18 protein-coding genes are annotated in these 24,525 nt (G+C 64.6%); 14 read left to right on the plus strand and 4 right to left on the minus strand.

Annotation, left to right across the window (positions count from 1 at the left end; all coding sequences use genetic code 11):
* Nucleotides 1–72: 72 nt before the first annotated feature.
* Genes ACS13N_RS15375 through ACS13N_RS15410 form a run of 8 tightly spaced genes read left to right on the plus strand, consistent with a single transcriptional unit; the run spans nt 73 to nt 11,530 of the window.
* Nucleotides 73–1,830 (plus strand): PHA/PHB synthase family protein, encoded by a 1,758-nt coding sequence (locus tag ACS13N_RS15375; RefSeq protein WP_438932431.1) that lies wholly within the window; start codon nt 73–75, stop codon nt 1,828–1,830.
* Complete coding sequence (locus tag ACS13N_RS15380; protein WP_438932432.1) at nt 1,831–3,345, plus strand: efflux transporter outer membrane subunit; 1,515 nt, start codon at nt 1,831–1,833, stop codon at nt 3,343–3,345. It abuts the gene before it with no gap.
* Nucleotides 3,342–4,415, plus strand: coding sequence for an HlyD family secretion protein (locus tag ACS13N_RS15385; RefSeq protein WP_438932433.1), 1,074 nt, complete (start codon nt 3,342–3,344; stop codon nt 4,413–4,415). The genes ACS13N_RS15380 and ACS13N_RS15385 overlap by 4 nt, the downstream gene beginning before the upstream one ends.
* 23 nt (nt 4,416–4,438) lie before the next feature.
* The gene (gene rbbA / locus ACS13N_RS15390; protein WP_438932867.1) at nt 4,439–7,213 is read left to right on the plus strand and encodes a ribosome-associated ATPase/putative transporter RbbA; all 2,775 of its coding nucleotides are present in this window, start codon (nt 4,439–4,441) and stop codon (nt 7,211–7,213) included.
* Nucleotides 7,214–7,223: 10 nt separating this feature from the next.
* Nucleotides 7,224–8,375, plus strand: a complete 1,152-nt coding sequence (locus ACS13N_RS15395; protein WP_438932434.1) for an ABC transporter permease — start codon at nt 7,224–7,226, stop codon at nt 8,373–8,375.
* 9 nt (nt 8,376–8,384) lie between these two features.
* Entirely contained in the window at nt 8,385–8,891 is a 507-nt protein-coding gene (locus ACS13N_RS15400; RefSeq protein WP_438932435.1) for a hypothetical protein, read from the plus strand.
* 9 nt (nt 8,892–8,900) lie between these two features.
* Nucleotides 8,901–10,346 (plus strand): bifunctional enoyl-CoA hydratase/phosphate acetyltransferase, encoded by a 1,446-nt coding sequence (locus ACS13N_RS15405; RefSeq protein ID WP_438932436.1) that lies wholly within the window; start codon nt 8,901–8,903, stop codon nt 10,344–10,346.
* Entirely contained in the window at nt 10,343–11,530 is a 1,188-nt protein-coding gene (locus ACS13N_RS15410) for an acetate/propionate family kinase (protein ID WP_438932437.1), read from the plus strand. Before ACS13N_RS15405 ends, ACS13N_RS15410 begins: the two co-directional genes overlap by 4 nt.
* Before the next feature lie 142 nt (nt 11,531–11,672).
* On the opposite strand, the gene ACS13N_RS15415 is transcribed toward ACS13N_RS15410, so the two are convergent.
* From ACS13N_RS15415 to ACS13N_RS15430, 4 genes are all read right to left on the minus strand, one after another.
* Nucleotides 11,673–12,803, minus strand: a complete 1,131-nt coding sequence (locus tag ACS13N_RS15415; protein WP_438932438.1) for a porin — start codon at nt 12,801–12,803, stop codon at nt 11,673–11,675.
* 267 nt (nt 12,804–13,070) lie between these two features.
* The gene (locus ACS13N_RS15420) at nt 13,071–14,000 is read right to left on the minus strand and encodes an MBL fold metallo-hydrolase (protein ID WP_438932439.1); all 930 of its coding nucleotides are present in this window, start codon (nt 13,998–14,000) and stop codon (nt 13,071–13,073) included.
* A gap of 40 nt (nt 14,001–14,040) precedes the next feature.
* Nucleotides 14,041–14,988 (minus strand): quinoprotein relay system zinc metallohydrolase 1, encoded by a 948-nt coding sequence (locus tag ACS13N_RS15425; RefSeq protein WP_438932440.1) that lies wholly within the window; start codon nt 14,986–14,988, stop codon nt 14,041–14,043.
* Complete coding sequence (locus ACS13N_RS15430) at nt 14,985–15,755, minus strand: quinoprotein dehydrogenase-associated SoxYZ-like carrier (protein ID WP_438932441.1); 771 nt, start codon at nt 15,753–15,755, stop codon at nt 14,985–14,987. The genes ACS13N_RS15425 and ACS13N_RS15430 overlap by 4 nt, the downstream gene beginning before the upstream one ends.
* 276 nt (nt 15,756–16,031) lie before the next feature.
* Here ACS13N_RS15430 and exaC point away from each other — a divergent pair, with 276 nt between their 5' ends.
* From exaC to ACS13N_RS15460, 6 genes are all read left to right on the plus strand, one after another.
* Nucleotides 16,032–17,552, plus strand: a complete 1,521-nt coding sequence (gene exaC, locus ACS13N_RS15435) for an acetaldehyde dehydrogenase ExaC (protein WP_438932442.1) — start codon at nt 16,032–16,034, stop codon at nt 17,550–17,552.
* 275 nt (nt 17,553–17,827) lie between these two features.
* Entirely contained in the window at nt 17,828–20,428 is a 2,601-nt protein-coding gene (locus ACS13N_RS15440) for a TonB-dependent receptor family protein (RefSeq protein WP_438932443.1), read from the plus strand.
* 22 nt (nt 20,429–20,450) lie between these two features.
* On the plus strand, nt 20,451–21,524 hold the full coding sequence (locus ACS13N_RS15445; protein WP_438932444.1) for a beta-propeller fold lactonase family protein: 1,074 nt from the start codon (nt 20,451–20,453) through the stop codon (nt 21,522–21,524).
* Entirely contained in the window at nt 21,511–22,098 is a 588-nt protein-coding gene (locus ACS13N_RS15450; protein ID WP_438932445.1) for a cytochrome b, read from the plus strand. The genes ACS13N_RS15445 and ACS13N_RS15450 overlap by 14 nt, the downstream gene beginning before the upstream one ends.
* Before the next feature lie 219 nt (nt 22,099–22,317).
* The gene (locus ACS13N_RS15455) at nt 22,318–24,072 is read left to right on the plus strand and encodes a PQQ-dependent methanol/ethanol family dehydrogenase (protein ID WP_438932446.1); all 1,755 of its coding nucleotides are present in this window, start codon (nt 22,318–22,320) and stop codon (nt 24,070–24,072) included.
* Between the two features lie 81 nt (nt 24,073–24,153).
* A complete protein-coding gene (locus ACS13N_RS15460) occupies nt 24,154–24,486 on the plus strand; it encodes a c-type cytochrome (protein ID WP_438932868.1) in 333 nt (110 codons plus the stop codon).
* The last annotated feature ends 39 nt before the right edge of the window (nt 24,487–24,525 follow it).

Genomic DNA, 24,525 nt, shown 5'->3' on the forward strand with positions numbered 1-24,525 from the left:
ATGCATCAAGTTCATGCCGCGGCAGCTGGCATCTAATGGGTTGCATATTTGCAACCGTTTGACGCCCCGACCATGCGCACCGCCCCCGTGCCGTCTTCCCCAGCCGCCGAGCTGATTGATCCACCGTTTCACGCTGCGCTTGCACGTACGTCGAGTTCGCTCTCGCTGGTGTCGATGCAACTGGCGTTGCTCGATTGGGCCCTGCACCTGGCGGTGTCACCCGGTAAGCGGCTCGATCTGTGCCGCCTGGCGCTGACCCAGGCCGAGCAGCTCGGGCGCTACGTCCAGAGCTGCACGGCGGCCGGCCCTCAGCAGCCGTGTCTTTGCGTTCTGCCGCCGGCACAAGACCGTCGTTTCCAAGCGGACGAGTGGCGCCTGTGGCCGTTCAACGTGCTGCACCAGTCCTTTCTGCTGACCGAGCAATGGTGGGAGGCGGCCACGCGCGGCGTGTGGGGCGTCGCCAGGCACCATGAAGACGTGGTGGCTTTTGCCGCACGGCAGTGGCTCGACATGATGTCGCCAGGCAACCAGCTGGCGACGAACCCTGTCGTCCTGCGCCAGACCGTTGAGCAGCACGGCACGAATCTCGTGCGGGGCGCGCTCAATGCACTTGACGATCTGGAGCGCGCCATGAGCGGGGCGCCCGCCGCCGGCACCGAACGTTTCGTGGTGGGGCGCGACGTGGCGGTGACGCCCGGCAAGGTCGTGCTGCGCAATCGCCTGATGGAGCTGATCCAGTACACCCCCATCACGTCTGTCATGCCCAAGGTCCAGGCCGAGCCCATCCTGATCGTGCCGGCGTGGATCATGAAGTACTACATCCTGGATCTGTCCCCGCAGAACTCGTTGATCCGCTATCTGGTGGAGCAGGGCCATACCGTGTTCTGCATCTCCTGGAAGAACCCTGACGAGGCGGACCGCGATCTCGACATGGATGACTACCTCAAGCTCGGCGTCTTCGCCGCGCTCGATGCGGTCAATGCCATCGTGCCGAATCAGCGCGTGCACGCCACGGGCTACTGCCTGGGCGGCACATTGCTGGCCATTGCCGCGGCGGCCATGGCGCGCGATGGCGATGCGCGGCTGGCGTCCATGACGCTCTTTGCCGCGCAGACAGACTTTTGCGAACCGGGTGAACTCGGCCTGTTCATCGACGAGGCGCAGGTCAGTCTGCTTGAAGCGCAGATGGCGCAGACCGGCTACCTGCGTGCAAGCCAGATGGCTGGCGCCTTCCAGATGTTGCGATCGTACGACTTGCTGTGGTCACGCGTGGTGGGCGAATACCTGCTGGGCGATCGCGCGCCCATGAACGACCTGATGGCCTGGAACGCCGATGCCACGCGCATGCCCGCGCGCATGCACAGCCAGTACCTGCGGCGCCTGTTCCTGAATGACGACCTGAGCGAGGGGCGCTACCCCGTCAACGGCAAGCCGGTGGTCCTGAACGATCTGGACCTGCCGATCTTCGTGGTGGGCACGCTGACTGATCACGTCGCGCCATGGCGCTCGGTCTACAAACTGCATCACCTGACCGAGGCGGAGCTGACGTTCGTGCTGACCAGCGGCGGCCACAATGCCGGCATCGTCAGCCCGCCGGCAAACTCGCATCGGCGCTTCCAGATGCAGACACGCCACGCAGGCGCGGTTTCGCTGGCGCCGGATGACTGGTTGGCATCCGCCCCCACCGTGGACGGTTCATGGTGGCCGGCATGGCATGCATGGCTGACCGCGCATGCATCTGCCCCCACACCGGTCAAGCCACCCAAGATGGGTGCTCCGGGTCTGCCGCCACTGGACGATGCGCCTGGCACCTACGTGCTGGAGAAATAAATGCGTGTGCAGAAACAACCCTTGGCGTGCGGCTGGTACGCCGGCACACGGTTGGCCGCAATGGCCGCAGCCACGGCCGTCTTGGTGCTGCCGGGCTGTATCTCAATGGCGCCGCCTTACGAAGCTCCGGCGCTGCCCGTGGCCCAGCACTATGACGCCGACGATGGCCGCGATGGCCTGTCCGCCGCAGCCGTCGGCTGGCAAGCGTACTTTACGGACACACGTCTGCAGGCATTGATTGCCCAGGCGCTGGAAAACAACCGCGACCTGCGGACCGCCGTGCTGCGTGTGGAAGAGGCACGCGCGGCGTTTGGTATCCAGCGGGCGGAAACGTTTCCGCACCTCAATGCGCAGGCGGGCATCAATCGCCTGAGCATTCCGGCAGACCTGAGCCCCTTCGGCATGCCTATGCGGGTGAGCCAGTACCAGGTGGGCGCCGGTGTCTCCAGTTGGGAGATCGATTTCTGGGGTCGCGTGCGCAATCTCAATGACGCCGCGCTGGAAACCTACGTGGCGTCCAATGCGGCGCGCCGTGCAGTCGCACTCGGGCTGATCGCACAGGTGGCCGACAGCTATCTGGTCCTGCGTGAACTGGATGAGCGCATCGCGCTGGCGCAGCAGACCGTGGACAGCCGCACCGAGACCCTGCGCATCTTCTCGCGCCGCGTGGCGGTGGGGGCGACATCGCGGTTGAACCAGACCCAGGTTGAGACCCTGCTGACCCAGGCGCAGGCACTGCTCACGCAACTGCAGCAGGCACGCGACGCACAAGCGCACGGCCTGGCGCTGCTCGTGGGCAAGCCGATTGACCTACCGCCGGTTGCCGAGCCGCTCGATGAGCGCCGGATGCTGGCTGAACTGCGTGCAGGGCTGCCGTCCGATCTACTGACGCAACGCCCGGACATCGCCGCCGCAGAGCACCGGCTGCGTGCCGCGCATGCCAGCATCGGCGCGGCACGCGCGGCGTTCTTCCCGCGCGTGGCATTGACGGGCGCGTACGGCACGGTCAGCCCCGAACTCGGCAACCTGTTTGCACCCGGCACGCGCGCCTGGGTCTTTGCGCCGAGCGTCACCATCCCGCTCTTCGAAGGCGGCAAGCTGCGCAGCAATCTCGACCTGGCGGAAGCCCGCCGTGACCTTGCCGTTGCCGGCTACGAGAAGACCGTACAAAGCGCGTTCCGCGATGTGTCCGACGCGCTTTCTGCGCGCAAGTGGCTGGCCGAGCAGCTCGACATCGCGCAGGCCGCGCTGGCGGCGCAGACCGAGCGTGCGCGACTGTCGCAACTGCGTTTCGATGCCGGAGCCTCGACGTTTCTGGAGGTGCTCGACGCGCAGCGCGATCTGCTGGCCGCGCAGCAGCAACTGGTGCAGGTGCGCCGCGCGCTGCTGTCCAGCCGCGTTGGCCTGTATGCAGCGCTGGGCGGCGGCACGCAGGCCGTCGAATCGGCATCCGATCCCCATACCCATTTGAGCCTGACGCCCACTGCGCGCGCATCGGGAGAAACAACGCCATGACAACAACGCCCCAACAACGATGGATTGCACTGATCGCTGCCGCCCTGGTGATTGCCGGTGGTGCATTTGCATGGAAGGCCTTGCGGCAGGACGGCCCCGGCAAGGGCTTTGCCAGCGGTAACGGCCGCATCGAGGCCACCGAGATCGACGTGGCCACCAAGCTCCCCGGCCGCGTGCAGGACATCCTGGTGGACGAGGGCGACTTCGTGACCGCTGGCCAGCCGCTGGCGCACATGCAGGTGCAGACGCTGGAAGCCCAGCGCGATGAGGCGCAGGCAAGGCAGCAGCAGTCCGTCTCTGCCGTGGCCAGCGCGCAGGCTCAGGTGGCGGTGCGCGAGGCTGACCGGCAGGCGGCCCTGGCGCAGATCGCCCTGCGCGAGAGCGATCTGGATGCCGCACAGCGCAGGCTGGCGCGTTCTGAAACGCTGTCGCACGAAGGGGCGTCGTCCATGCAGGAGCTGGATGACGACCGCGCTCGCGTGCGCAGCGCCAAAGCCGCACTGGTGGCGGCCCGCGCGCAAGCGGAAGCGGCGCAGGCCGCCGTGGCCGCAGCCCGCACGCAGGTGGCCGGCGCCAATGCCACCGTCAAGGCCGCAGACGCGACGGTGTCGCGTGTGAAGGCGGACATTGACGACAGCGCCCTGGCCGCGCCGCGTGACGCCCGTGTGCAATACCGCATCGCCCAGCCCGGCGAGGTACTGGCCGGCGGCGGGCGGCTGCTCAATCTGGTGGATCTGTCCGACGTCTACATGACTTTCTTCGTGCCAGAGACGGACGCCGGGCGCATTGCCATGGGCAGCGAGGTGCGCATCGTGCTCGATGCCGCGCCGCAGTATGTGATTCCGGCCCGCGTGTCGTTCGTGGCCAGCACCGCGCAGTTCACACCCAAGACCGTGGAAACCGCCACCGAGCGCCAGAAGCTGATGTTCCGGGTCAAGGCGCAGATTGATCGTGATCTGCTGCGCAAGCACCTCAAGCTGGTGAAGACCGGTTTGCCCGGCATGGCGTGGCTCAAGCTCGACGGCCAAGCCGAATGGCCGGCCAACCTGGCGATCAAGGTTCCGCAGTGACCCAGTTCGCCAATCCGCTCACCCTGCGCGAGGCTCAGCTTGGGCCGCCGCTTGGTCCACCCGTAGTCAGCCTGGCCGGCGTGAGCCTGCGTTACCGCAAGACGCTGGCGCTGGATGGCGTCACGCTCGACGTGCCGGCCGGTTGCATGGTGGGCCTGATTGGGCCCGACGGCGTGGGCAAGTCGAGCCTGCTGTCATTGGTGGCGGGCGCGCGGGCCTTGCAGGATGGGGCCGTGCATGTGCTGGGCAGCGACATGGCCGATCGTCGCGCACGTGCCGCGGTCGGCCCGCGTATTGCCTACATGCCGCAAGGCCTGGGGCGCAATCTGTATCCCACGCTGTCGATCGAAGAGAACCTGCAGTTCTTCGGCCGCCTGTTCGGTCACAACGCAGCGGAGCGCCGCCGACGCATTGATGCGCTCACAGCCAGCACCGGCCTGCGGCCATTCCTCTCGCGGCCGGCGGGCAAGTTGTCGGGCGGCATGAAACAGAAGCTGGCGCTGTGCTGCGCGCTGATCCACGACCCGGATCTGCTGATTCTCGACGAGCCGACCACGGGCGTTGATCCGCTCTCGCGCAGCCAGTTCTGGGATTTGATTGCCAGCATTCGGGCCGAGCGCCCGGGCATGAGCGTGATCGTGGCCACCGCCTACATGGAAGAAGCCGAGCGCTTCGACTGGCTGGTTGCCATGGACGCCGGACAGGTGCTCGCCACCGGCACGCCGGCAGCCCTGCGCAGCCGCACGGGCACCGACACGCTGGAGGCTGCATTCATTGCGTTGCTGCCGCCCGCACGCCGGCAGGGGCACCAGGCCGTGGTGGTGCCGCCGCTGGTGGCCGGCGCGGACGACGATGTGGCCGTGCAGGCGAGCGGGCTGACCATGCGCTTTGGCGACTTTGTGGCGGTCGACCACGTCGACTTCCGCATCCGTCGCGGAGAGATCTTCGGCTTTCTCGGCTCCAACGGCTGTGGCAAGTCGACCACCATGAAGATGCTCACCGGCCTGCTGCCCGCCAGCGAGGGCCAGGCGTGGTTGTTCGGCCATCCGGTCAACCCGAAGGACATCGACACGCGCCGGCGCGTGGGCTACATGTCGCAGGCATTCTCGTTGTATGGCGAGCTGACCGTGCACCAGAACCTCGTGCTGCATGCACGCCTGTTTCAGTTGCCCGAACCCGAGGTGCAGCCGCGCGCGGCAGAGATGCTCGCCCGCTTCGGGCTCCAGGAGGTGGCCGACAGCCTGCCCGAGAGCCTGCCGCTGGGCATGCGGCAGCGCTTGTCATTGGCCGTGGCGATGGTGCACAAGCCGGAACTGCTGATCCTGGATGAGCCCACCTCCGGCGTGGACCCTGTCGCGCGTGACATGTTCTGGCGCCTGATGGTGGACCTCGCACGGCAGGACCGCGTCACCATCTTCATCTCCACGCACTTCATGAACGAGGCCGAGCGCTGCGATCGCATCTCGCTCATGCATGCCGGCCGGGTGCTGGTGAGCGATGCACCTGCCGCGCTGGTACGTACGCGCGGCACGCAGACGCTGGAGCAGGCATTCATTGCCTATCTGCGGGAAGCGTCTGAAACGGTGTCCGACGCTGCGCCAGACACCGCCGAGATTGCCGCGCCGGCACCCGTAACAACAACCACCGCATCAACCGGCACGTCTACCCACCGTCACTTCAGCCTTGCGCGTGCCTTGAGCTACTCGCAACGCGAGGCACAGGAACTGCGCCGCGACCCGGTGCGCGCCACGCTGGCCCTGCTGGGCACGGCCATCCTGATGTTCATCATCGGATACGGCATCAGCCTGGATGTAGAGAACCTTACCTACGCGGTGCTCGACCGGGACCAGACCGCAATCTCCCGCGATTACACGCTCAACCTGGCCGGCTCGCGGTATTTCATCGAAAAACCCGCGATTCGCGACTACGCTGAGTTGGACCGCCGCATGCGCAACGGCGAGTTGTCGCTGGCGATTGAAATTCCTCCAGGCTTCGCGCGCGATGTGGAGCGCGGCGCGGCCGTACAGATCGGCGCCTGGGTGGACGGCGCCATGCCCACCCGCGCGGAAACCGTACGCGGTTACGTGCAGGCCATCCACCAGCTCTGGCTGGCAGACGCCGCCGTGCACCGGCTGGGGATGCGGCTCGCGATGCCCAGCACGATTGAGACGCGCTATCGCTACAACCCCGATGTGAGAAGCCTGCCCGCCATGGTGCCCGCCGTGATTCCGATGCTGCTGATGATGATTCCCGCCATGCTGGCGGCGTTGTCGGTGGTGCGCGAAAAGGAACTGGGCTCCATCATCAATTTCTATGTGACACCGGTCACCCGCGCGGAATTCGTGCTGGGCAAGCAGGCGCCGTACATCGTGCTGGCGATGCTGAACTTCCTGCTGCTGGCATTGCTGGCGGTGACGGTGTTTGGTGTGCCGATCAAGGGCAGCTTTGCGACGCTTGCGCTGGGGGCGCTGATCTTCGTGACGTGCTCGACGGGTTTCGGGTTGTTTGCGTCCACGTTCACGCAAAGCCAGATTGCCGCCATGTTCGTCACCATGATCGGCACGATCATCCCGTGTGTGCAGTTTGCGGGCTTGCTCAACCCCGTGTCGTCGCTGGAGGGCGTGGGGGCCATGATCGGGCGCGTGTATCCGGCCACCCATTTCCTGACCATCAGCCGGGGCGTGTTCAGCAAGGCGCTGGATGTGGGGGCGTTGGGCAGCGCCTTCTGGCCGCTGCTGGCGGCGGTGCCGGTCATCCTGGCCGCCACGCTGTTGATGCTGCGCAAGCAGGACCGGTAGGGGCCGCGCCATGTTAGACCATCCGACCGATCGCCGCGCGGCCCGCTTACGCAACATCTTCCGCCTGGGCGTCAAGGAGCTATGGAGCCTGGTGCGCGACCCGATGATGCTGGTGCTGATCGCGTACACCTTCACGCTGTCGATCTACGTGGCGGCTACGGCCATGCCGGAGAGCCTACACAACGCCTCGATTGCCATCGTGGATGAAGACAGCTCGCCGCTGTCGGCGCGCATTGTCGCAAGTTTCTATCCACCGCATTTCCGCACGCCGGCGCTGATTCCGCTCACCGAGATGGATGCCGGCATGGACAGCGGGCGCTACACCTTTGTGCTCGACATCCCGCCCAACTTCCAGCGCGACGTGCTGGCGGGGCGCACGCCAGCCATCCAGCTCAACATTGACGCCACCCGCATGAGCCAGGCCTTTACCGGCAACGGCTACATCCAGCAGATCGTTTCGGGTGAGGTGAACGAATTCCTGCAACGCCACCGTGCCGCACCTGCCGCGCCGGTCGATCTGGTGCTGCGCACGCGCTTCAACCCCAACCTGGAACAGACGTGGTTCGGCTCGCTGATGGAGATCATCAACAACGTGACCATGCTGTCGATCATCCTGACTGGCGCCGCGCTCATCCGTGAACGGGAACACGGCACGATCGAGCACCTGCTGGTGATGCCCGTCACGCCGTTCGAGATCATGACGGCCAAGGTATGGTCGATGGGGCTGGTGGTGGTGCTGGCCGCGCTGGTGGCACTGGTGTTCGTGGTGCAAGGCGCGCTGCACGTGCCCATTGAAGGCTCGATCCTGCTGTTCATGCTGGTGGCGACGCTGCACCTGTTTGCCACCACATCCATGGGCATCTTCCTTGCGACGGTGGCGCGGTCCATGCCGCAGTTCGGCATGCTGCTGGTTCTGGTGCTGCTGCCGCTGCAGTTGCTCTCGGGCGGTACCACCCCGCGCGAGAGCATGCCCGCACTGGTGCAGGACATCATGCTGGCGGCGCCGACCACGCATTTTGTATCGGCGTCACAGGCGATTCTTTATCGGGGCGCAGGATTGTCCGTCGTGTGGCCGCAGTGCCTGGCCATCTGCGCAATCGGCGCCGTACTGTTTGTCGCATCATTGACGCGCTTTCGAAAAACCATCAGCCAGATGGCATAAGGAGCCAACATGGATACACCTGCCAACCTTCCTCTCGCGCTTTTCAAGGCGCAAGCCGCACTCGGGCTGCAAACGCTGGGCTTGCTCAAGACGGCGCGCCAGCGCTGGTATGCACTGGGCGCAGAATTGCTGGCCGAAGACGTAGCACGTACAGAATCCGCGCTGACCGATCTGCAAGGCGTTGAAGACTGGAACGCATTGGCAACAGGGCTGCCGAACGCGTTCTGGCAGGCCAACCAGCGCGCAATGAATGTGCTGCAGGGCGTGATGCAGACAGCCATCGCCAATCAAGCCAGCTTTGCAACGGATTACCAGCGCGCCATGCTGGAATGGCAGCAAGCTTCGGTGCAGGCACTGAGTGCAGCCGGGAATGCCATGCCGGTGCATACGGCGCTGCAGGGCATGCTGTCGTCGTTGGGGGCGCCGGCCGATGTGTTCATCCGTGCGGCAGCGGTGTCGCCAAGCACGGCACCCGCGCGCGGCAAGGGTAACGGTCAACTTCGTACGGCTTCCTGAGGAGCGCGCATGGGTCCCGATCATCTGCCGGCACCGCCGGCATCACTGCCGGGCGGCGATCTGAGCGTGGTACGCAATCGCACGTTCGACGAAATCGCCGTTGGTGAGACGGCTGCCATCCAGCGTACGCTGAGAGCGGAGGATATCCAGCTCTTTGCCGTGCTGTCAGGGGATGTCAACCCGCAGCACCTGGATCCCGAGTTTGCGGCCTCCACGCGCTTTCACGGTGTGATTGCCCACGGCATGCTGGGCGGCGCGTTGATTTCCGCCGTGCTTGGTACGCGCCTGCCTGGGCCCGGCACGGTCTACCTTGGGCAGACACTGCAGTTTCATGCGCCGGTGCGCATTGGCGATACGTTGACCATCCGCGTGACGGTGACCAGCAAGGACGACGAGAAGAAGCGGCTCAAGCTGGCGTGCGCCTGCACGAACGACAGTGGCACCGTCGCCATCACGGGGGAGGCCGAGGTCATCGCGCCCACCGAACGGATCGAGCGGCCACGCACCACGCTGCCCGATGTGCGCATCACCACCGGTGGCAATGGCATCCACCGGCTGCTCGACCATGTGCGGCCCCTTGGGGCGATCCGCATGGCGGTCGTGCACCCGTGCGACGCGCTGAGCCTGTCTGCCGCGCTGGATGCGCGTGCTGAAGGGCTCATCGTGCCGTGCCTGGTAGCACCGCGCGCCAAGTTGATGCGCGTGGCCGCTGAAGCCGGGCTTGACCTGAGCGGCATGGAAATCGAAGACGTGCCGCACAGCAGCGCCGCGGCCACGCGCGCCGTGGAGCTCGTGACGCAGGGCAGGGCCGAGGCGCTCATGAAAGGCAGCCTGCATACCGATGAGCTGATGGCCGCCGTGGTGCGGGCCGAAGCCGGGCTGCGCACCAAGCGCCGGATCAGTCATTGCTTCGTCATGCAGACGCCAGCGTATCCGCGCCCGTTTATCGTGACGGATGCCGCTATCAACATTGCGCCGACCCTGGATCAGAAGGCCGACATCATCCGCAACGCCATCGATCTGGCGCATGCGATTGGCGTGGAGCGGCCACGCGTGGCGATTCTGGCGGCCGTCGAAACCGTGAACCCGCACATGCCCGCCACGCTCGACGCAGCGGCGTTATGCAAGATGGCCGACCGTGGGCAGATTGAAGGGGGCGTGCTGGACGGGCCACTGGCCTTCGACAACGCGGTATCGGCTGCTGCCGCGCGCATCAAGGGCATTGTTTCAGAAGTGGCAGGTCAGGCCGATGTGCTGGTGGTGCCGGATCTGGAAAGCGGCAACATGCTCGCCAAGCAGTTGGAGTACCTGGGCGGAGCTGCCAGCGCTGGCATTGTGCTCGGTGCCCGCGTGCCCATCGTATTGACCAGCCGTGCCGATTCGCGTGAATCGCGCATTGCGTCATGTGCCATCGCCACGTTGCTGGCACACCGTTACCGCATCCTGCCGCCATGACCGATTGCATCGTCGTACTGAACTGCGGCTCGTCGAGCATCAAGTTTGCGCTGTTCGATGTCACGCAGCTTCCGTTGGCCCGTACCCCCGTGTGGAGCGGGAAGGTGGAGGACATCGGCACCGATCACCCCACGGCGACGGAAGCCGGGGCGCCAGCGCAGGCCGTGGAGCTTGACGCCGCGCGGCCGTATCACGCGGCGCTGCTGCACATTCGCCAGCGTGTCGAGCACATGCTCGGCAACCGTCGGCTGGTTGCCGTGGCGCACCGGGTGGTGCACGGCGGCGCCAAGTACTTCGCACCCGTGCGCGTGGACGCGGAGGTTCTTTCTGATCTGCGCAGCTACATCCCGCTTGCGCCGCTGCACCAGCCGTTTGCGCTGGAGGCCATCGAGGCCCTTCTGTCAGAGCTGCCGGAGGTGCCGCAGGTCGCGTGCTTTGATACAGCGTTCCACCACACGCTGCCGCACGTTGAAATGATGCTGCCGCTACCGTATGCAGCGTGGGAGCGTGGACTGCGGCGCTACGGCTTTCACGGCCTGTCGTACGAGTACATGTCGATCGTCTTGCCCGAGCGACATGGCGACATTGCCCATGGGCGGGTCGTCGTCGCGCACCTTGGCAGCGGTGCCAGCCTGTGTGCCATGCGCGGGCTGGAGAGCGTGGCGACCACGATGGGGTTTTCCGCGCTCGACGGCCTGATGATGGGCACCCGCTGCGGGGCGCTGGACCCAGGCGCGGTGCTTTACCTGATGGAGAAGGAGCATCTTTCTCCGGCGCAGGTGGGGCATGTGCTGTATCACGAATCCGGTCTGCTGGGCGTGTCGGGGGTGTCATCTGACCCGCGTGACCTGTTGGCGCAGGAAGCCGACAACCCGCGCGTGCAGGCAGCGCTGGCACTCTACGTGCGCCGCATCGTCCGCGAGATCGGCGCCCTGGTGGCTGTTCTGGGCGGTCTGGACTTGCTGGTTTTTACGGCGGGAATTGGCGAACACAACGCCGTGCTGCGCGAGCGCGTCGTGCATGCGCTCGGCTATCTGAGTGCGGATTTGAATGACGGGGCCAACCAGACGCATGCCGCCATCATCTCCAGTTCGGCCAGCCGGATTCGCGTGGCAGTGGAGCCGACCAACGAGGAGTGGGTTGCTGCCCAGCACGGTGCCCGATGCGTGCAGAGACGAGGTTGAGCGGGCTGCTGCAGTACGTTGCGGGTCAACAAGCCCGTTGCGGACGACAGCGGTGCCCTTCGGCCTGTCGCCCCTCTTCCTTCAGGCAAGGTCATTCCTGACCCGCCCATCCGCCACGGAAGAGGGGCTTGCGCTCAGCTGATCAGAATGCGTGTTTCAGGCCAACTCCAGCCAGCACCGTTTTTGCACCGGGTGCAGTGCCTCCGGCAACGATTGACGTTTTGATGCTTTCGAGCGGATCTGCCGTGCCCACGGTGCCTGCGTCCACGTAGACCAACTGCACATACAGCGTGGTGCGCTTGGAGAACGCGTAGTCGTTGCTCAGCACGACCGATTTGGTGGAGCTGTCGTGCGTGCTGCTTTCGTATTTGCTGTAGTAGCCGGCCAGTGTGGCGGTATTGGCAGGGCTCCACTTGTAGTCAAGCCCGACGCCGAGCGATTTGACGTCGGACACGCGTCCACCGGTGGGTGCGTTGTTGGTGACACCGATGTAGTTCACCCTGCCCGTGAAGGCATCGAACGGCACCGCCACACCCGCGCTCCACAGCCGGCTCAGTGTTTGGCCGGTGCCGCTGTCCGACGTAGATTGGTAGCCGAGGCCGACCGTCACCGGGCCCGTGTAGGTGGCCCCCAGCGAGAGCTCATTGCCGCGCTTGACGCTGCCTGCCGTTTCACCCAGCGAATACGCGACACCCAACCACACGGGGCCGAAGTTGTTGGCGTACTGCACGGCGTTGCCGATGAACACGCCGACATCGTTGCCGGGGTTCGTGCCGGCGCCCATCGCGTTGCCTGGGGCGGGGAGCTGGTTGTAGGCCCAGCCGTACAGGTTCGAGAACTGCTCTTTGAAGCCGCGTGCTTCGGTGCCGATCGTACCGATAAGTGCCGGGCTGTATTGGCGGCCCAGCGTGATCGCGCCCCAATTGCCGCTGAGGCCGACGTTCGCCTGACGGCGGAAGAGCTCTGAAGTGAAGCCGGGGCCGGTGGTGAGCGTGCCGGTGTCGCTGCTGAAATGCCCTTCGAGGTTGAAGTTGGCCTTCAGGCCACTGCCCAGATCTTCCACGCCCTTGAGGCCCCAGATGCTTGGGCTGATGCCGCCCGAATGCAACTCCGTGATGCTGCCGCCGGCTGCGCTCCGGTTCTGGTATTGCAAGCCGGCGTCGACCGTGCCGTAGATCGTGACGGACGATTGCGCGGTAGCGCTACCCGCTGCGCTGCCGAGAGCGGTTGCAAGGGCCGCCAGGGCGCATTGTCGAAAGCGTTTGTTCTGCATGTTGTCTCCGTATTGTCTTTGTGTGATGCGCCCATGGATTCGGCTCGGACGCATTGGGATGGGCGCCAATTGCGCGAAGCGCGCTCAACGCCGGCGGGGGCTTTCGCAATACGCGTACCAAGGCGCATGCGGACGTTTGCGGCGCATTGCAAACGGGTAGGCAACGTTTGCGGGTGCTGAGAGCGGGATCGGTGCTGTGGCGTGGCGGGACAGTCGGCGCAACACCTGTGCTGCGTCTGTTCAGCAATGGAGCAGCGCGCAACGCTGTCAGGTTGACGGCGCGCTTTGCATCCAGCGGTCTTCCAATTCGCGCCAGGCGCGCGCTACGTTGAATGCGTGTCGAGGATGAAAGTGGCGCCAGTCGCGATAGGCATCACCCGGCACATAGTCGAGCGCGCGGGCCGCGTCTGCGCCGGCCTCGATGGCCTGGGTGATCACGCCATCGAGCATGTCGAGATAGGACAGCGTGGGCTGCAGCATCAGCGCCGGGGTGCCGATGGCCGTGCCGACGACGATGCCGGCCGGCAGTGGGGTCAACGCACGCAATGCGTGTTGCCAGCCCACCAGCGAGCCTTCCTGCAGGTCCGGAACGCGCTGCCGATAGGCCAGGCCGCCCACGCAGAGCACGCGCCGCTGCGGGGCGTACAGCACCGTGTCTGACGCGCTATGCGCTGCCGCGTAGACATGAACCTGCCACGCAGTCTTGCCAGTGTGCAGCCAATCGCCATCGCGCAGTGCGGGCTCGGGAATTACGATCTGCGTCTCGTGCATGACGCGCTCGCCAAGCATGGCGGTTAGCCTGGCCAGGCAGGCCTCGCAACGCTGCCGCATCAGGCTGGCGGTGGCTGCCGATGCCAGAAAGGCGGGGCGAGGTTGCAGTTGCGCGAAGGCTGCATTGGCCAGCACGTGCTCGGGGTGCGCGTGCGTGTTGACCACCCAACGGATGGGCTCGGCGGTGATGTGCCGGATGGCGGCAATCAATCGATCGCCCCATCGCGCGTGCGGGCCGGGGTCGACCACCAGCACGCCGTTGCCGGTCACGTGCACCAGCGTTGGCACGACTTCACCGGCGTTGGCGCGCGAGGCTTCGGCGTTGTCGGCACGCGCGGCGTACAGGCCGTTCTGCAGGCGCAACAGCGTGACCTGCACGGGCGCTGCAGAAGCAGTCAGGGCCGGGTTGATCGTGGTTGCAAGCATCAGGCGCATCCAGCGTCGCCGGGCAGGGTCTGGCGCCATGTCAGGGCGCCAGCGCGGCGTTCTCATAGCTCGGGTAGAAGCGGGTCACGTTGCGCACGTACTCCGCTGGCATGCCGCCCCATTGCGCGTAGGGCGCATCCACCAGCATGGCGATCACCTCGGCCAGATCTCGCCCCTCTTGCGCCGCATGCCGCATGCGTGCATCCAGCCAGAGCAGGTATTGCCGCGTCTGTGCGATGGCGTCTGTCTGGCCGAGTGCCGGGCCGTGGCTGGGGATCAGGATGCGCGTGCCGCTCTCGGCAACGATCTTCTGTAACTGATCGAGACTGGTCAGCCAGTGCTGGATGTTGGCGTGTGGTGTGGTGGGAATCCGGTCACGGAATGCGAGGCCGCCCGCGAAGACCACGCCGCTTGTCCGGTCCACCAGGACGAGATCATCGTCGGTATGTCCTTCGAGCCGGATGAGGTCGATGTGATGGCGGCCCAGGGTGCGCTCACCCGGTGTCAACGGCAGGCTGGGCGGCGTCGATGCCGTGTTCCGCATCCAGTCGCCACAGAGGCGGTAGAGGTTGTCCGCATAGGCTTCGCCCTCGCGTTGTGCACCGGCGATGGTGCCCGGCAGCGCCTGCGCGCCAACGTCCGCATAGGCCTGGTTGCCGAAGAAGTAGTCGGGATGCAGGTTCAGGTTGAACACCCAGCGCACGGGTGCGGACGTGACCCGGCGGATGGCTTGCCGCTGCTGCTCGCCGTACAGCACGGACGGCCCCGTGTTGATGACGAGCACACCGTCGCCGGTATCGATGAAGCCGGTGTTGATGATGTTGCAGCCGTTGCGCGCAGAGAAATCCGCATTGGCGCCTTCCAGCACCCAGATGTCGGGCGCCACGGCGCGCGGCACGAGGTGGTAGTCGAGGCCTTGCGCATGTGCGCTCGCCATCAGTACCGCCAGACACAGCAGGATGCCCAACTGTCGGTTCAGCCAGCTCATCGTGTCACCTGTGCGCGGATGCGGTTGCCGTTGTTGTCGACGCCGGCCACGCTGATGCCGTGCTCCACGGGACCATCCAGATCGAACGAGAAGATCGGGTTCTCCGCCACCGGTTCGTACAGCGCCAGCCGAAGCATGGGCTGGCGCCGTGCATCGAGCAGGTCGAGTTGTTCGATATGGAAGGCGGGAATGCCTGCCACCAACCCCGTGTCCATCGGATGCATCACGCGCAGGCGGATGCGGCTGCCCGCGCCGTTGAAGCCCGGAAACACGCGCGACTCGACCTGGTTGAGCGTGGTGCTCCAGCTGGCGTCCTTGCGGGTGGCGCCGGGCAGTGTGCAGCCGCCGCCGGTGGCATCCACCATGAAGGTGCCGACATGCCAGATGCCATCCGGCGTGCGCGCCGCCACGCGCACCGGTGATGCCTCCTGCAGCTTGAACCGGAACGACAGTGCGGGGCGCATGCGCATCGGCTCGAACTCCAGCACCTTGCGGATCGGGTTGCGATCCACCACGACGACAACGCGTTCGACCTTGCCAAGCGCAGACGCGTCAAACGCAATGGGCACCTGCATCGGGTCTTCCGCAAATGCGGGCCCGGTGATCTTGATGCGGTTGTCGAACGTGGCCCGCGCGGCGCCGAACATCTGCTGATGAATCATTGGCCAGAGCGGTGAGCCTGCAGGGTCGGTGTTCGTGTCCGCCTGTGCAGACCAGGACACGTATGCAAGGAGCAGTGCAGCGGCAAGGCGGGGAGCCGTTCTCATCGTTTGTTTTTCTGGTTCGGATGACCAGAGAGCATTGCGAAAGTCATGCCATGCGCGATGCGTGCTCCGTGTCGGGCCACCGGAGGACGGGGCGTTGAGCTTTGCAACACCCGGTGTTCCATTCTGGAGCAGTCGTGTGCGCAAACGAGGAAGAACCGCCGATTCCGCAGAGGCGAAACATCTGTCGCAGGGCATGGCCCGGGTTTTGCAGATGACGGGCAGACACAGCGCACATCACGACGCTGACGTCATCACGCAAACATCAGGAGACAACCCATGCGTTACGCTCACCCCGGCACTCCCGGCGCCATCGTTTCGTTCAAATCGCGCTACGGCAACTTCATCGGCGGCGAATTTGTTGCGCCGGTCAAGGGCCAGTACTTCACCAACACCACGCCGGTCACGGGCGAGACGATTGCCGAATTCCCGCGCTCGACCGCCGAAGACATCGACCGTGCACTCGATGCCGCACACGCTGCCGCCGACGCCTGGGGCCGCACCTCGGTGCAGGACCGCTCGCTGATCCTGCTGAAGATTGCCGACCGCATCGAGCAGAACCTCGAACTGCTGGCCGTGACCGAAACATGGGACAACGGCAAGCCCGTGCGCGAAACGCTGAACGCCGATATCCCGCTCGCGGCTGACCACTTCCGCTACTTCGCCGGTTGCATCCGTGCGCAGGAAGGCTCAGCGGCAGAGATCAACGAGCACACCGTGGCGTATCACATCCACGAGCCGCTGGGCGTGGTCGGGCAGATCATTCCGTGGAACTTCCCGCTGCTGATGGCCGCCTGGAAACTGGCCCCCGCGCTGGCCGCCGGCAACTGCGTCGTGCTGAAGCCCGCCGAGCAGACCCCGCTGGGCATCTGCGTGCTGCTGGAGCTGATTGGCGACCTGCTGCCCGCCGGCGTGCTGAACGTCGTGCACGGCTACGGCAAGGAAGCCGGTGAGGCGCTGGCCACCAGCAAGCGCATCGCCAAGATCGCGTTCACGGGGTCGACGCCGGTGGGCTCGCACATCCTGAAGTGCGCCGCCGAGAACATCATTCCGTCGACGGTGGAGCTGGGCGGCAAGTCGCCCAACATCTACTTCGAAGACATCATGCAGGCCGAGCCGAGCTTCATCGAGAAGGCCGCCGAAGGCCTGGTGCTGGGCTTCTTCAACCAGGGCGAAGTGTGCACGTGCCCGTCGCGCGCGCTGGTGCAGGAATCCATCTACAGCCGCTTCATGGACGCGGTGATGACCAAGGTGGCCGCCATCAAACGCGGTGACCCGCTGGACACCGACACCATGGTCGGCGCACAGGCCTCGGAGCAACAGTTCTACAAGATCCGCAGCTACCTGGAAATCGCGCAGGAAGAAGGTGCCGAATGCCTGGTTGGCGGCGATGTGGAAGTGCTGCCCGGCAATCTGGCCAAGGGCTACTACATCAAGCCGACGCTGCTCAAGGGCGACAACAGCATGCGCGTGTTCCAGGAAGAGATCTTCGGCCCCGTGATTGCCGTGACGACCTTCAAGGACGAGGCGCAGGCCGTGCAGATCGCCAACGACACCGAGTACGGCCTGGGTGCCGGCCTGTGGACGCGCGACATCAACCGCGCCTACCGCGTGGGTCGCGCCATCAAGGCAGGGCGTGTGTGGACGAACTGCTATCACCTGTATCCGGCGCACGCGGCCTTCGGTGGCTACAAGAAGTCGGGCGTGGGCCGCGAAACCCACAAGATGATGCTCGACCACTACCAGCAGACCAAGAACCTGCTGGTGAGCTACGACACCAAGCCGCTGGGCTTCTTCTGATGGTGTAGCCGTTGGTAGTTGGCAGGAACAGGCAGGCGCGCGGTCATCGAGACCCGTGCGCCTGCCGCTGACCTGCGGGGCGCAGACCTCGCAGGCAAATACAAGAGAAGAGGAGACATGGCCATGCGCCAACCACACACGCTGTTGCATGACGGCGGGTGTCTACCTGTTGCCATTGATTCCTGATCGGGAATCGTCATCGCCACGCCTTTTCTTTGGGATGCCCCGCTTGCACACCCAGGCACGGCGAGAGAGAAGAACCAGGGAGACACGCTGTGCATTCAAGCACCCGCCATCTGTGCAAAGCCGCACCCCGCGCGAGCGGTGTGGTGTTGGCGCTCGCCGCTGCGGGACTGCACTCGCCGGCATTGGCCGAGGACCAGATCATCGCTGTGGCTTTGCCCACGGCCCAGGTCATCGGGTCGACCCCGATCGATAGCATCGGCGTGCCGCTATCCCAGTTTCCGGCCAATGCGCAGCGCGTGAGCGCAAAGGATGCGCGCGAGCAGCGCAGTTCGAACCTGGCTGACCTGCTGAATGACAACCTCGGCCAGGTCAGCGTCAGCAACGGCTCGGGCAATCCGTACCAGAACGACATCAACTACCGTGGGTTCCAGGTGTCTTCGCTGCTGGGCGTGCCGATCGGAGTATCGGTCTACTTTGACGGTGTGCGGATGAACGAGCCGTTCGGTTCGATCGTGAACTGGGATCTCATTCCCATGAACGCGATGTCCAGCGTCAACATCCTGCCGGGCTCTAACCCGATGTTCGGGCTCAACACCCTGGGCGGGGCACTCGTCGTCAATACGAAGAATGGGAAGGACAACCCCGGAACGTCGATCGAGGTGCTTGGCGGATCGTTCGGCCGGAAGGCGGTGAGCTTCGAGACCGGCGGCGTCGACGAGGCGCACAACCTCGACTATTTCGCGGCCGGCAACTTCGATAAGCAGGACGGCTTTCGCGACCACTCCGGTTCCGAGGTCAAGCAACTGTTCGGCAAGGTACGGTGGCGCGGCAACGAAGGCGCGACCCAACTGGAGCTGTCCGCGGCGCTGGCGGATACGTCGCTGAGCGGCACCCAGTCGCTGCCGGTAGACATGATGTCGAACCGCAGCGCCGCCTATACCTGGCCAGACACCATCACGAACCGGATGGCGTTGCTGAACCTGAAAGGCAGCCACTGGCTGAACGACAACAACCAGCTTGCCGGCAGCGTCTATTACCGCAAGGCCAACCTGCACAACGTCAATAGCAACGCGCAACTGGACGATGGCTGCCGCAACGACGACGGCTCACTGGCAACGACCACTGCCGGCGGCGTCACCGTCTACAAATGCGCGAACAAGGCGCCGAATGGCACCGCCGTGAATGCCGTGACCGGTGCCAATGCGCTGGCGCTGGGCTATGGCCGCTGGACCAATGCCATCAATACCAGCGTGGTGGATTCCGCCACGCATGAAGACACGGTGGGCTCGTCCCTCCAGTGGTCAAACTTCGACAACCTGGCCGGGCACAAGAATGCGTTCACGCTGGGCGGCGCGTTCGATCATTCGCGCATCACCTATGACCAGACCACCTACCTGGCCCGGTTGATCAACTATCAGACGGTGGTGATCCCCAATCAGGAATACGGCTTCACCACCAATGGGTTGGCACCGTCCGCATCGAATCCCGCGTCGTTTACCGGCAGCAACGTCATCGGGGCGGTGAACCTCGCGTCCAACGTCAACAACTTCAGCCTGTATTTCACCGATACGTTCAGCGTCACGAAACAGTTGAGCGTGACGGCATCCGGCAGCTTCAACTACACGGCGCTCAACCAGGGCGGTGCAAACCGCAAATTCCTGAACGAAGACGGCGGCTACACCTGGACGGACGGCGTATCGGGCACGTCTTACTACAACCCCGACTACCTGGGTGCTTATCGGTATGCGAACTCCGGGTCGGGAGTCGCATCCAGCCCGAATGGCGTTCCGGCGGGGGCGGTGGCCGGGCCAGAAACGAACAGCCTTGCCGGTTCGCACCACTACCAGCGTTTCAACCCTGCGCTGGGGTTCAACTACGACCTTGGCAAAGGGCAGGGCATCTTCGGCAGCTACAGCGAATCGATGCGGGCCCCGACCTCGATCGAGCTCTCGTGCGCCGATCCAAACAGCCCGTGTTCGCTACCCACCGGCTTCAATGGCGACCCTGACCTGAAGGCCGTGGTGGCCAAAACCATCGAGTTCGGCGGGCGCGGAAAGGTGGGCAAGTCCACCTACTGGAGTGCGTCGGTCTACGACTCGCGGCTCAGCAACGACATCCAGTTCATCGCCACGTCGAACACGTACGGCTACTTCGCCAACGTTGGCAAGACCGAGCGGCGTGGCTTCGAGGTAGGCGCCAGCACGCAGATCGACAAGTTGAGCCTGTCGGCCAACTTCGGTTACGTCGATGCGATCTACAAGTCGGCATTCACCACGGCCAGCGGGCAGAACGTGGTCAGCGGCAACAAGATCCCGGGCATCCCCGCCAAGACACTCAAGCTGGGGGCGTCGTACGCATTCAGCCCGAGCCTGTCGATGGGCGCCAACGTGATCCTGGTCAGCAAGCAGATTGCCCACGGCAATGAAAGCAATGCCGACCCGAACGGCGTGGTGGCTGGATACGGCCTCGTCAACCTGAACGTGCACTACAAGCCGACGAAGAACCTTGAGATCTCGGCCTATATCAACAACCTGTTCAACAAGCGCTACTCCACGTACGGCCTGTCGGGCACCACGAGTATCTACACGCTGGCGACGCAGCAGTTCATGACGCCGGCGCCACCGCGCGCGATCTGGATTGGTCTGACCTATTCGTTTGGCGGCAAGGCTTCCGGCGCCGACAAGGACTGAACTCATCGAAGAAGAGACAACCATGAATGCATTGACCTACTACCTCCAGATCGCCACGTTGGTCTGCGTGGGTTTGGTGTCCACCCTTGAGGCGGGTGCCGAGGTGCCGGACCCCGTCGCTTACGTGACGAATCAAGGAGGCGGCGTGACCGTGCTGAATGCCCGCACGCTCAAGCCCGTTGCTGAGATTGCCGTGGGGAAAGACCCGCGCGGTCTCGCCGTCACGCCCGACGGCCGCTGGCTGCTGACAGCCAATCAGGGCAGCGCGGATGTGTCGGTGGTCGACACCGGCACGCGCAAGGAAATCAAGCGCATCGCGGTCGGCAGGAATGTCGAATTCATGCGCATCTCGCCGGATGGCCGCCGGGCGTTCGTGACCTACGAGCCGTCATCGGAAGGCGGGCCGCCGGGCAAGGGCGATGGGGCTCAGAAAAACAATCGCGACGATCGGGACGACGCCCCGGCTGAGGTGGCCATCATCGATCTCAGTGAATGGGCCGTTGTCGGCCGCATCAAGGCGGCGCGCGAGACGGAAGCCATCGAGTTCTCGCCAAGTGGCAAGTTGCTGCTGGTGGCCAACGAGGGCGACAACACGGTCGGTGTCTATGACTTGTCCACGCTCAAGCAGATTCGGTCGGTGGATGTCTCGCCGTTCGGCAATCGGCCGCGTGGCATCAAGATTGCGCCGGACGGCAAGACCTACGTTGTGACGCTGGAAAACTCGAACAACCTGTTGTTGCTCGACGCCGGCTTCAAGCCGATCAAGGCGGTGCCGACCGAGCGCGGGCCGTATGGCGTTGCGTTCGACCGCGAGGGCCGCTTTCTCTGGGTAGCTGCAAGCCGCGCGGATCAGTTGCAGGTGTTCGATGCCCGCACCTTTGCGCCGGTGGCTGCCATTCCCGTCGGCAAACGCTGCTGGCATTTCAGCTTCACGCCCGATGCGCAGAAGCTGCTGCTGGCCTGCGGCCGGTCCAACAGCGTGCAGGTGATCGACCCGCAGACGCACGCGGTGGTCGATACGCTCCAGGGCTACAAGCTGCCGTGGGGTGTGGTGACCTATCCAACTGCAGTGGGAAGCCTCGATGCGCCGCACTAATCGACCTGTGGTCCCGCTGATGCGAGGCGCTGCCACGACCTATACGGGCATCCAGATCGCATTGCATTGGGCCAGCGCCTTGCTGCTGTTCGCGCTGTTTCCACTGGGCTACTACATGACCAGCCTGGCGAAGGGCGCCCCCGGAAAAGCCGCGTTGGTGAATCTGCATAAGTCGCTCGGGCTGACGGCCGCACTGGTGATTGCATGGCGCCTGATCGTGCGAATGCGCCAGTCGGCTCCACCGTCGATTCCGGGCCTGCATTGCTGGGAGACGGAGTTGGCGCGCATCACGCATCGTCTGCTCTACATGTGCATGGTCGTGATGCCGCTCTCGGGCTACCTGGGTTCGTCGTTCAACCAGTACGGAACACGCTTCTGGGGCGTGCCGCTGCCGCGCTGGGGTTGGGTCGATAACGCATTGCAGCACCTGTTCTACACGCTGCATGGCATGACCGCCTATCTGCTGCTCGGTTTGGTTGTGTTCCACGTCGCCGGGGTGATCAAGCATCAATGGTTCGATGCACAGCGCTGCGTGCAGCGCATGTTGCCCGGCCAGGGCGAACGCACCCTGTAGGCCGAGGTATCGATGAAGAACCCTGGTTCGGTTGCACTGTTCCATTTCGCAACAGAACACACGATGTGTTCCGGTATGGCACGCACCGTGGCGTTTCGCCCCGTGTGAAACCGCCGTTTCACGGCGTTTTCCGATGGCACGGGATTTGCCCTGGGTCCCTTCGGTGTGACATCACACTGCCAGACCCGGACCATAAAGACAGAGGTAGAGGAGATAAGAATGAGGACACTACGAGTGATTGCACTTGCGGCTGCGATGGCGGCAGCAAGTGTTGCCGTGCACGCGGCAACGCCCCCCGTCACCGACGCCATGATCGACAACGACGCCAAATCGTCGGGCGACGTGTTGACCTGGGGCATGGGCACGCAAGGGCAGCGCTTTTCGACGCTCACCAAGATCAACACGAAGAACGTCAGCCAGCTCGTGCCGGCCTGGTCGTTCTCGTTTGGCGGTGAGAAGCAGCGCGGGCAGGAAGCCCAGCCGCTGATCTACAACGGCAAGATGTTCGTGACGGCGTCGTACTCGCGCATCTACGCGATCGACCTGAAGACCGGCAAGAAGCTGTGGAAGTATGAGCAGCGCCTGCCCGAAGGCATCATGCCCTGCTGCGACGTCGTCAACCGCGGTGCGGCGCTGTATGACAACCTGGTCATCTTCTCCACGCTCGATGCGCAGCTGATCGCGCTCAACCAGGACACCGGCAAGATCGTCTGGAAAGAGAAGATCGACGATTACGCCGCCGGTTATTCGAGCACCGCCGCCCCGCTGATCGTCAAAGGCATGGTGCTAACCGGTGTGTCGGGCGGCGAGTTTGGTGTGGTGGGCCGCGTGGAAGCGCGTGACGCCAAGACCGGCAACCTGATCTGGACCCGTCCGACCGTCGAAGGCCACATGGGCTACAAGTACGACAAGGACGGCAACAAGACCGAGAACGGCATGACCGGCACGCTCAACGCCAGCTGGCCGGGTGAGACGTGGAAGACCGGTGGCGCATCGACGTGGCTGGGCGGCACGTATGACGCGCAGACCGGCCTGGCCTACTTCGGCACCGGCAACCCAGGGCCGTGGAACAGCCACGTCCGCAAGGGCGACAACCTGTATTCGTCGTCGACGCTGGCCATCGACCCGAATACCGGCAAGATCGTCTGGCACTACCAGAACACCCCGAATGACGGCTGGGATTTCGACGGCGTGAACGAGTTCGTCACGTTCGACATGGACGGCAAGCGCGTGGGCGGCAAGGCCGACCGCAACGGCTTCTTCTATGTGAACGACGCGAAGACCGGCAAGCTGCTCAACGCGTTCCCGTTCGTGAAGGTTAACTGGGCCACCAGCATCGACCTCAAGACCGGCCGCCCGAACTACGCACTGGACCACCGCCCGGGCGATCCGGCCGAAGCCACGGGTGAAGACAAGAAGGGCAAGTCGGTGTTTGCAGAGCCTGGCTTCTTGGGCGGCAAGAACCAGATGCCGATGGCGTACAGCCCGCAGACCGGCCTGTTCTACGTGCCCGCCAACGAGTGGGGCATGGACATCTGGAACGAGCCGATCAGCTACAAGAAGGGCGCGGCCTACCTGGGTGCCGGCTTCACCATCAAGCCGCTCAATGAGGACTACATCGGCGCACTGCGCGCGATCAACCCGAAGACCGGCAAGATCGAGTGGCAAATCAAGAACAACGCGCCGCTGTGGGGTGGGGTGATGACGACCGCCGGCGGCCTGGTGTTCTGGGGCACGCCGGAGGGCTACCTGAAGGCGGCCGATGCCAAGACCGGCAAGGAACTGTGGGAATTCCAGACCGGCAGCGGCATCGTCGCGCCGCCCGTTACGTGGGAAGACAACGGCGAGCAGTTCGTGGCCGTGGTGTCGGGCTGGGGCGGTGCAGTGCCGCTGTGGGGCGGTGAGGTGGCCAAGCGCGTGAACTTCCTGGAGCAGGGCGGTTCGGTCTGGGTGTTCAAGCTGCACAAGAACTAAAGCTGTACCGCGCCGGGGTGTGCGCTCCCAACGGTGTGCAACCCGGCGCGGCCGATTTACCGCGTCATGGAGTTTGAGAACGTGATCACGCGCAATGGAGTGTTCTCGCTGTTGGCCATCGTGTCCGCAGCAATCGGAGCGGCGCCCGCCCACGCGGCGCCCGACATGCAGGCCCTGGCTGAGAAGAGCGGTTGCTTCTCGTGCCACGCCATGCATACCAAGATCGTCGGGCCGGCATTTGCCGACGTGGCTGCCAAGTACAAGGGTGACGCAGAAGCGCCCGCACGTCTGGCGCAGAAGGTGCGCGATGGCGGCAAGGGCGCCTGGGGCCGCATCCCGATGCCCCCGCATCCCAATCTCAAGGAAGATGAGGCGAAAGAGCTGGTGGCCTGGGTGCTGAGTACGGGCTCTTGATTTTCAGCCGCTGTTGCAATGAAGAGGGCCGGCATTGTC

The organism is Ralstonia sp. 24A2 (genome assembly GCF_051783885.1).
Taxonomy (GTDB): Bacteria; Pseudomonadota; Gammaproteobacteria; order Burkholderiales; family Burkholderiaceae; genus Ralstonia.

Excerpts from the sequence above, each read along its gene's own strand:
- ACS13N_RS15420 (WP_438932439.1), bottom strand. The coding sequence starts at position 14,000 with ATGCTTGCAACCACGATCAACCCGGCCCTGACTGCTTCTGCAGCGCCC.
- ACS13N_RS15375 (WP_438932431.1), top strand. The coding sequence starts at position 73 with ATGCGCACCGCCCCCGTGCCGTCTTCCCCAGCCGCCGAGCTGATTGAT.
- ACS13N_RS15400 (WP_438932435.1), top strand. The coding sequence starts at position 8,385 with ATGGATACACCTGCCAACCTTCCTCTCGCGCTTTTCAAGGCGCAAGCC.
- ACS13N_RS15425 (WP_438932440.1), bottom strand. The coding sequence starts at position 14,988 with ATGAGCTGGCTGAACCGACAGTTGGGCATCCTGCTGTGTCTGGCGGTA.
- ACS13N_RS15455 (WP_438932446.1), top strand. The coding sequence starts at position 22,318 with ATGAGGACACTACGAGTGATTGCACTTGCGGCTGCGATGGCGGCAGCA.
- exaC (WP_438932442.1), top strand. The coding sequence starts at position 16,032 with ATGCGTTACGCTCACCCCGGCACTCCCGGCGCCATCGTTTCGTTCAAA.
- ACS13N_RS15410 (WP_438932437.1), top strand. The coding sequence starts at position 10,343 with ATGACCGATTGCATCGTCGTACTGAACTGCGGCTCGTCGAGCATCAAG.
- ACS13N_RS15450 (WP_438932445.1), top strand. The coding sequence starts at position 21,511 with ATGCGCCGCACTAATCGACCTGTGGTCCCGCTGATGCGAGGCGCTGCC.
- ACS13N_RS15405 (WP_438932436.1), top strand. The coding sequence starts at position 8,901 with ATGGGTCCCGATCATCTGCCGGCACCGCCGGCATCACTGCCGGGCGGC.
- ACS13N_RS15415 (WP_438932438.1), bottom strand. The coding sequence starts at position 12,803 with ATGCAGAACAAACGCTTTCGACAATGCGCCCTGGCGGCCCTTGCAACC.
- ACS13N_RS15445 (WP_438932444.1), top strand. The coding sequence starts at position 20,451 with ATGAATGCATTGACCTACTACCTCCAGATCGCCACGTTGGTCTGCGTG.
- ACS13N_RS15380 (WP_438932432.1), top strand. The coding sequence starts at position 1,831 with ATGCGTGTGCAGAAACAACCCTTGGCGTGCGGCTGGTACGCCGGCACA.
- ACS13N_RS15385 (WP_438932433.1), top strand. The coding sequence starts at position 3,342 with ATGACAACAACGCCCCAACAACGATGGATTGCACTGATCGCTGCCGCC.
- ACS13N_RS15395 (WP_438932434.1), top strand. The coding sequence starts at position 7,224 with ATGTTAGACCATCCGACCGATCGCCGCGCGGCCCGCTTACGCAACATC.
- ACS13N_RS15430 (WP_438932441.1), bottom strand. The coding sequence starts at position 15,755 with ATGAGAACGGCTCCCCGCCTTGCCGCTGCACTGCTCCTTGCATACGTG.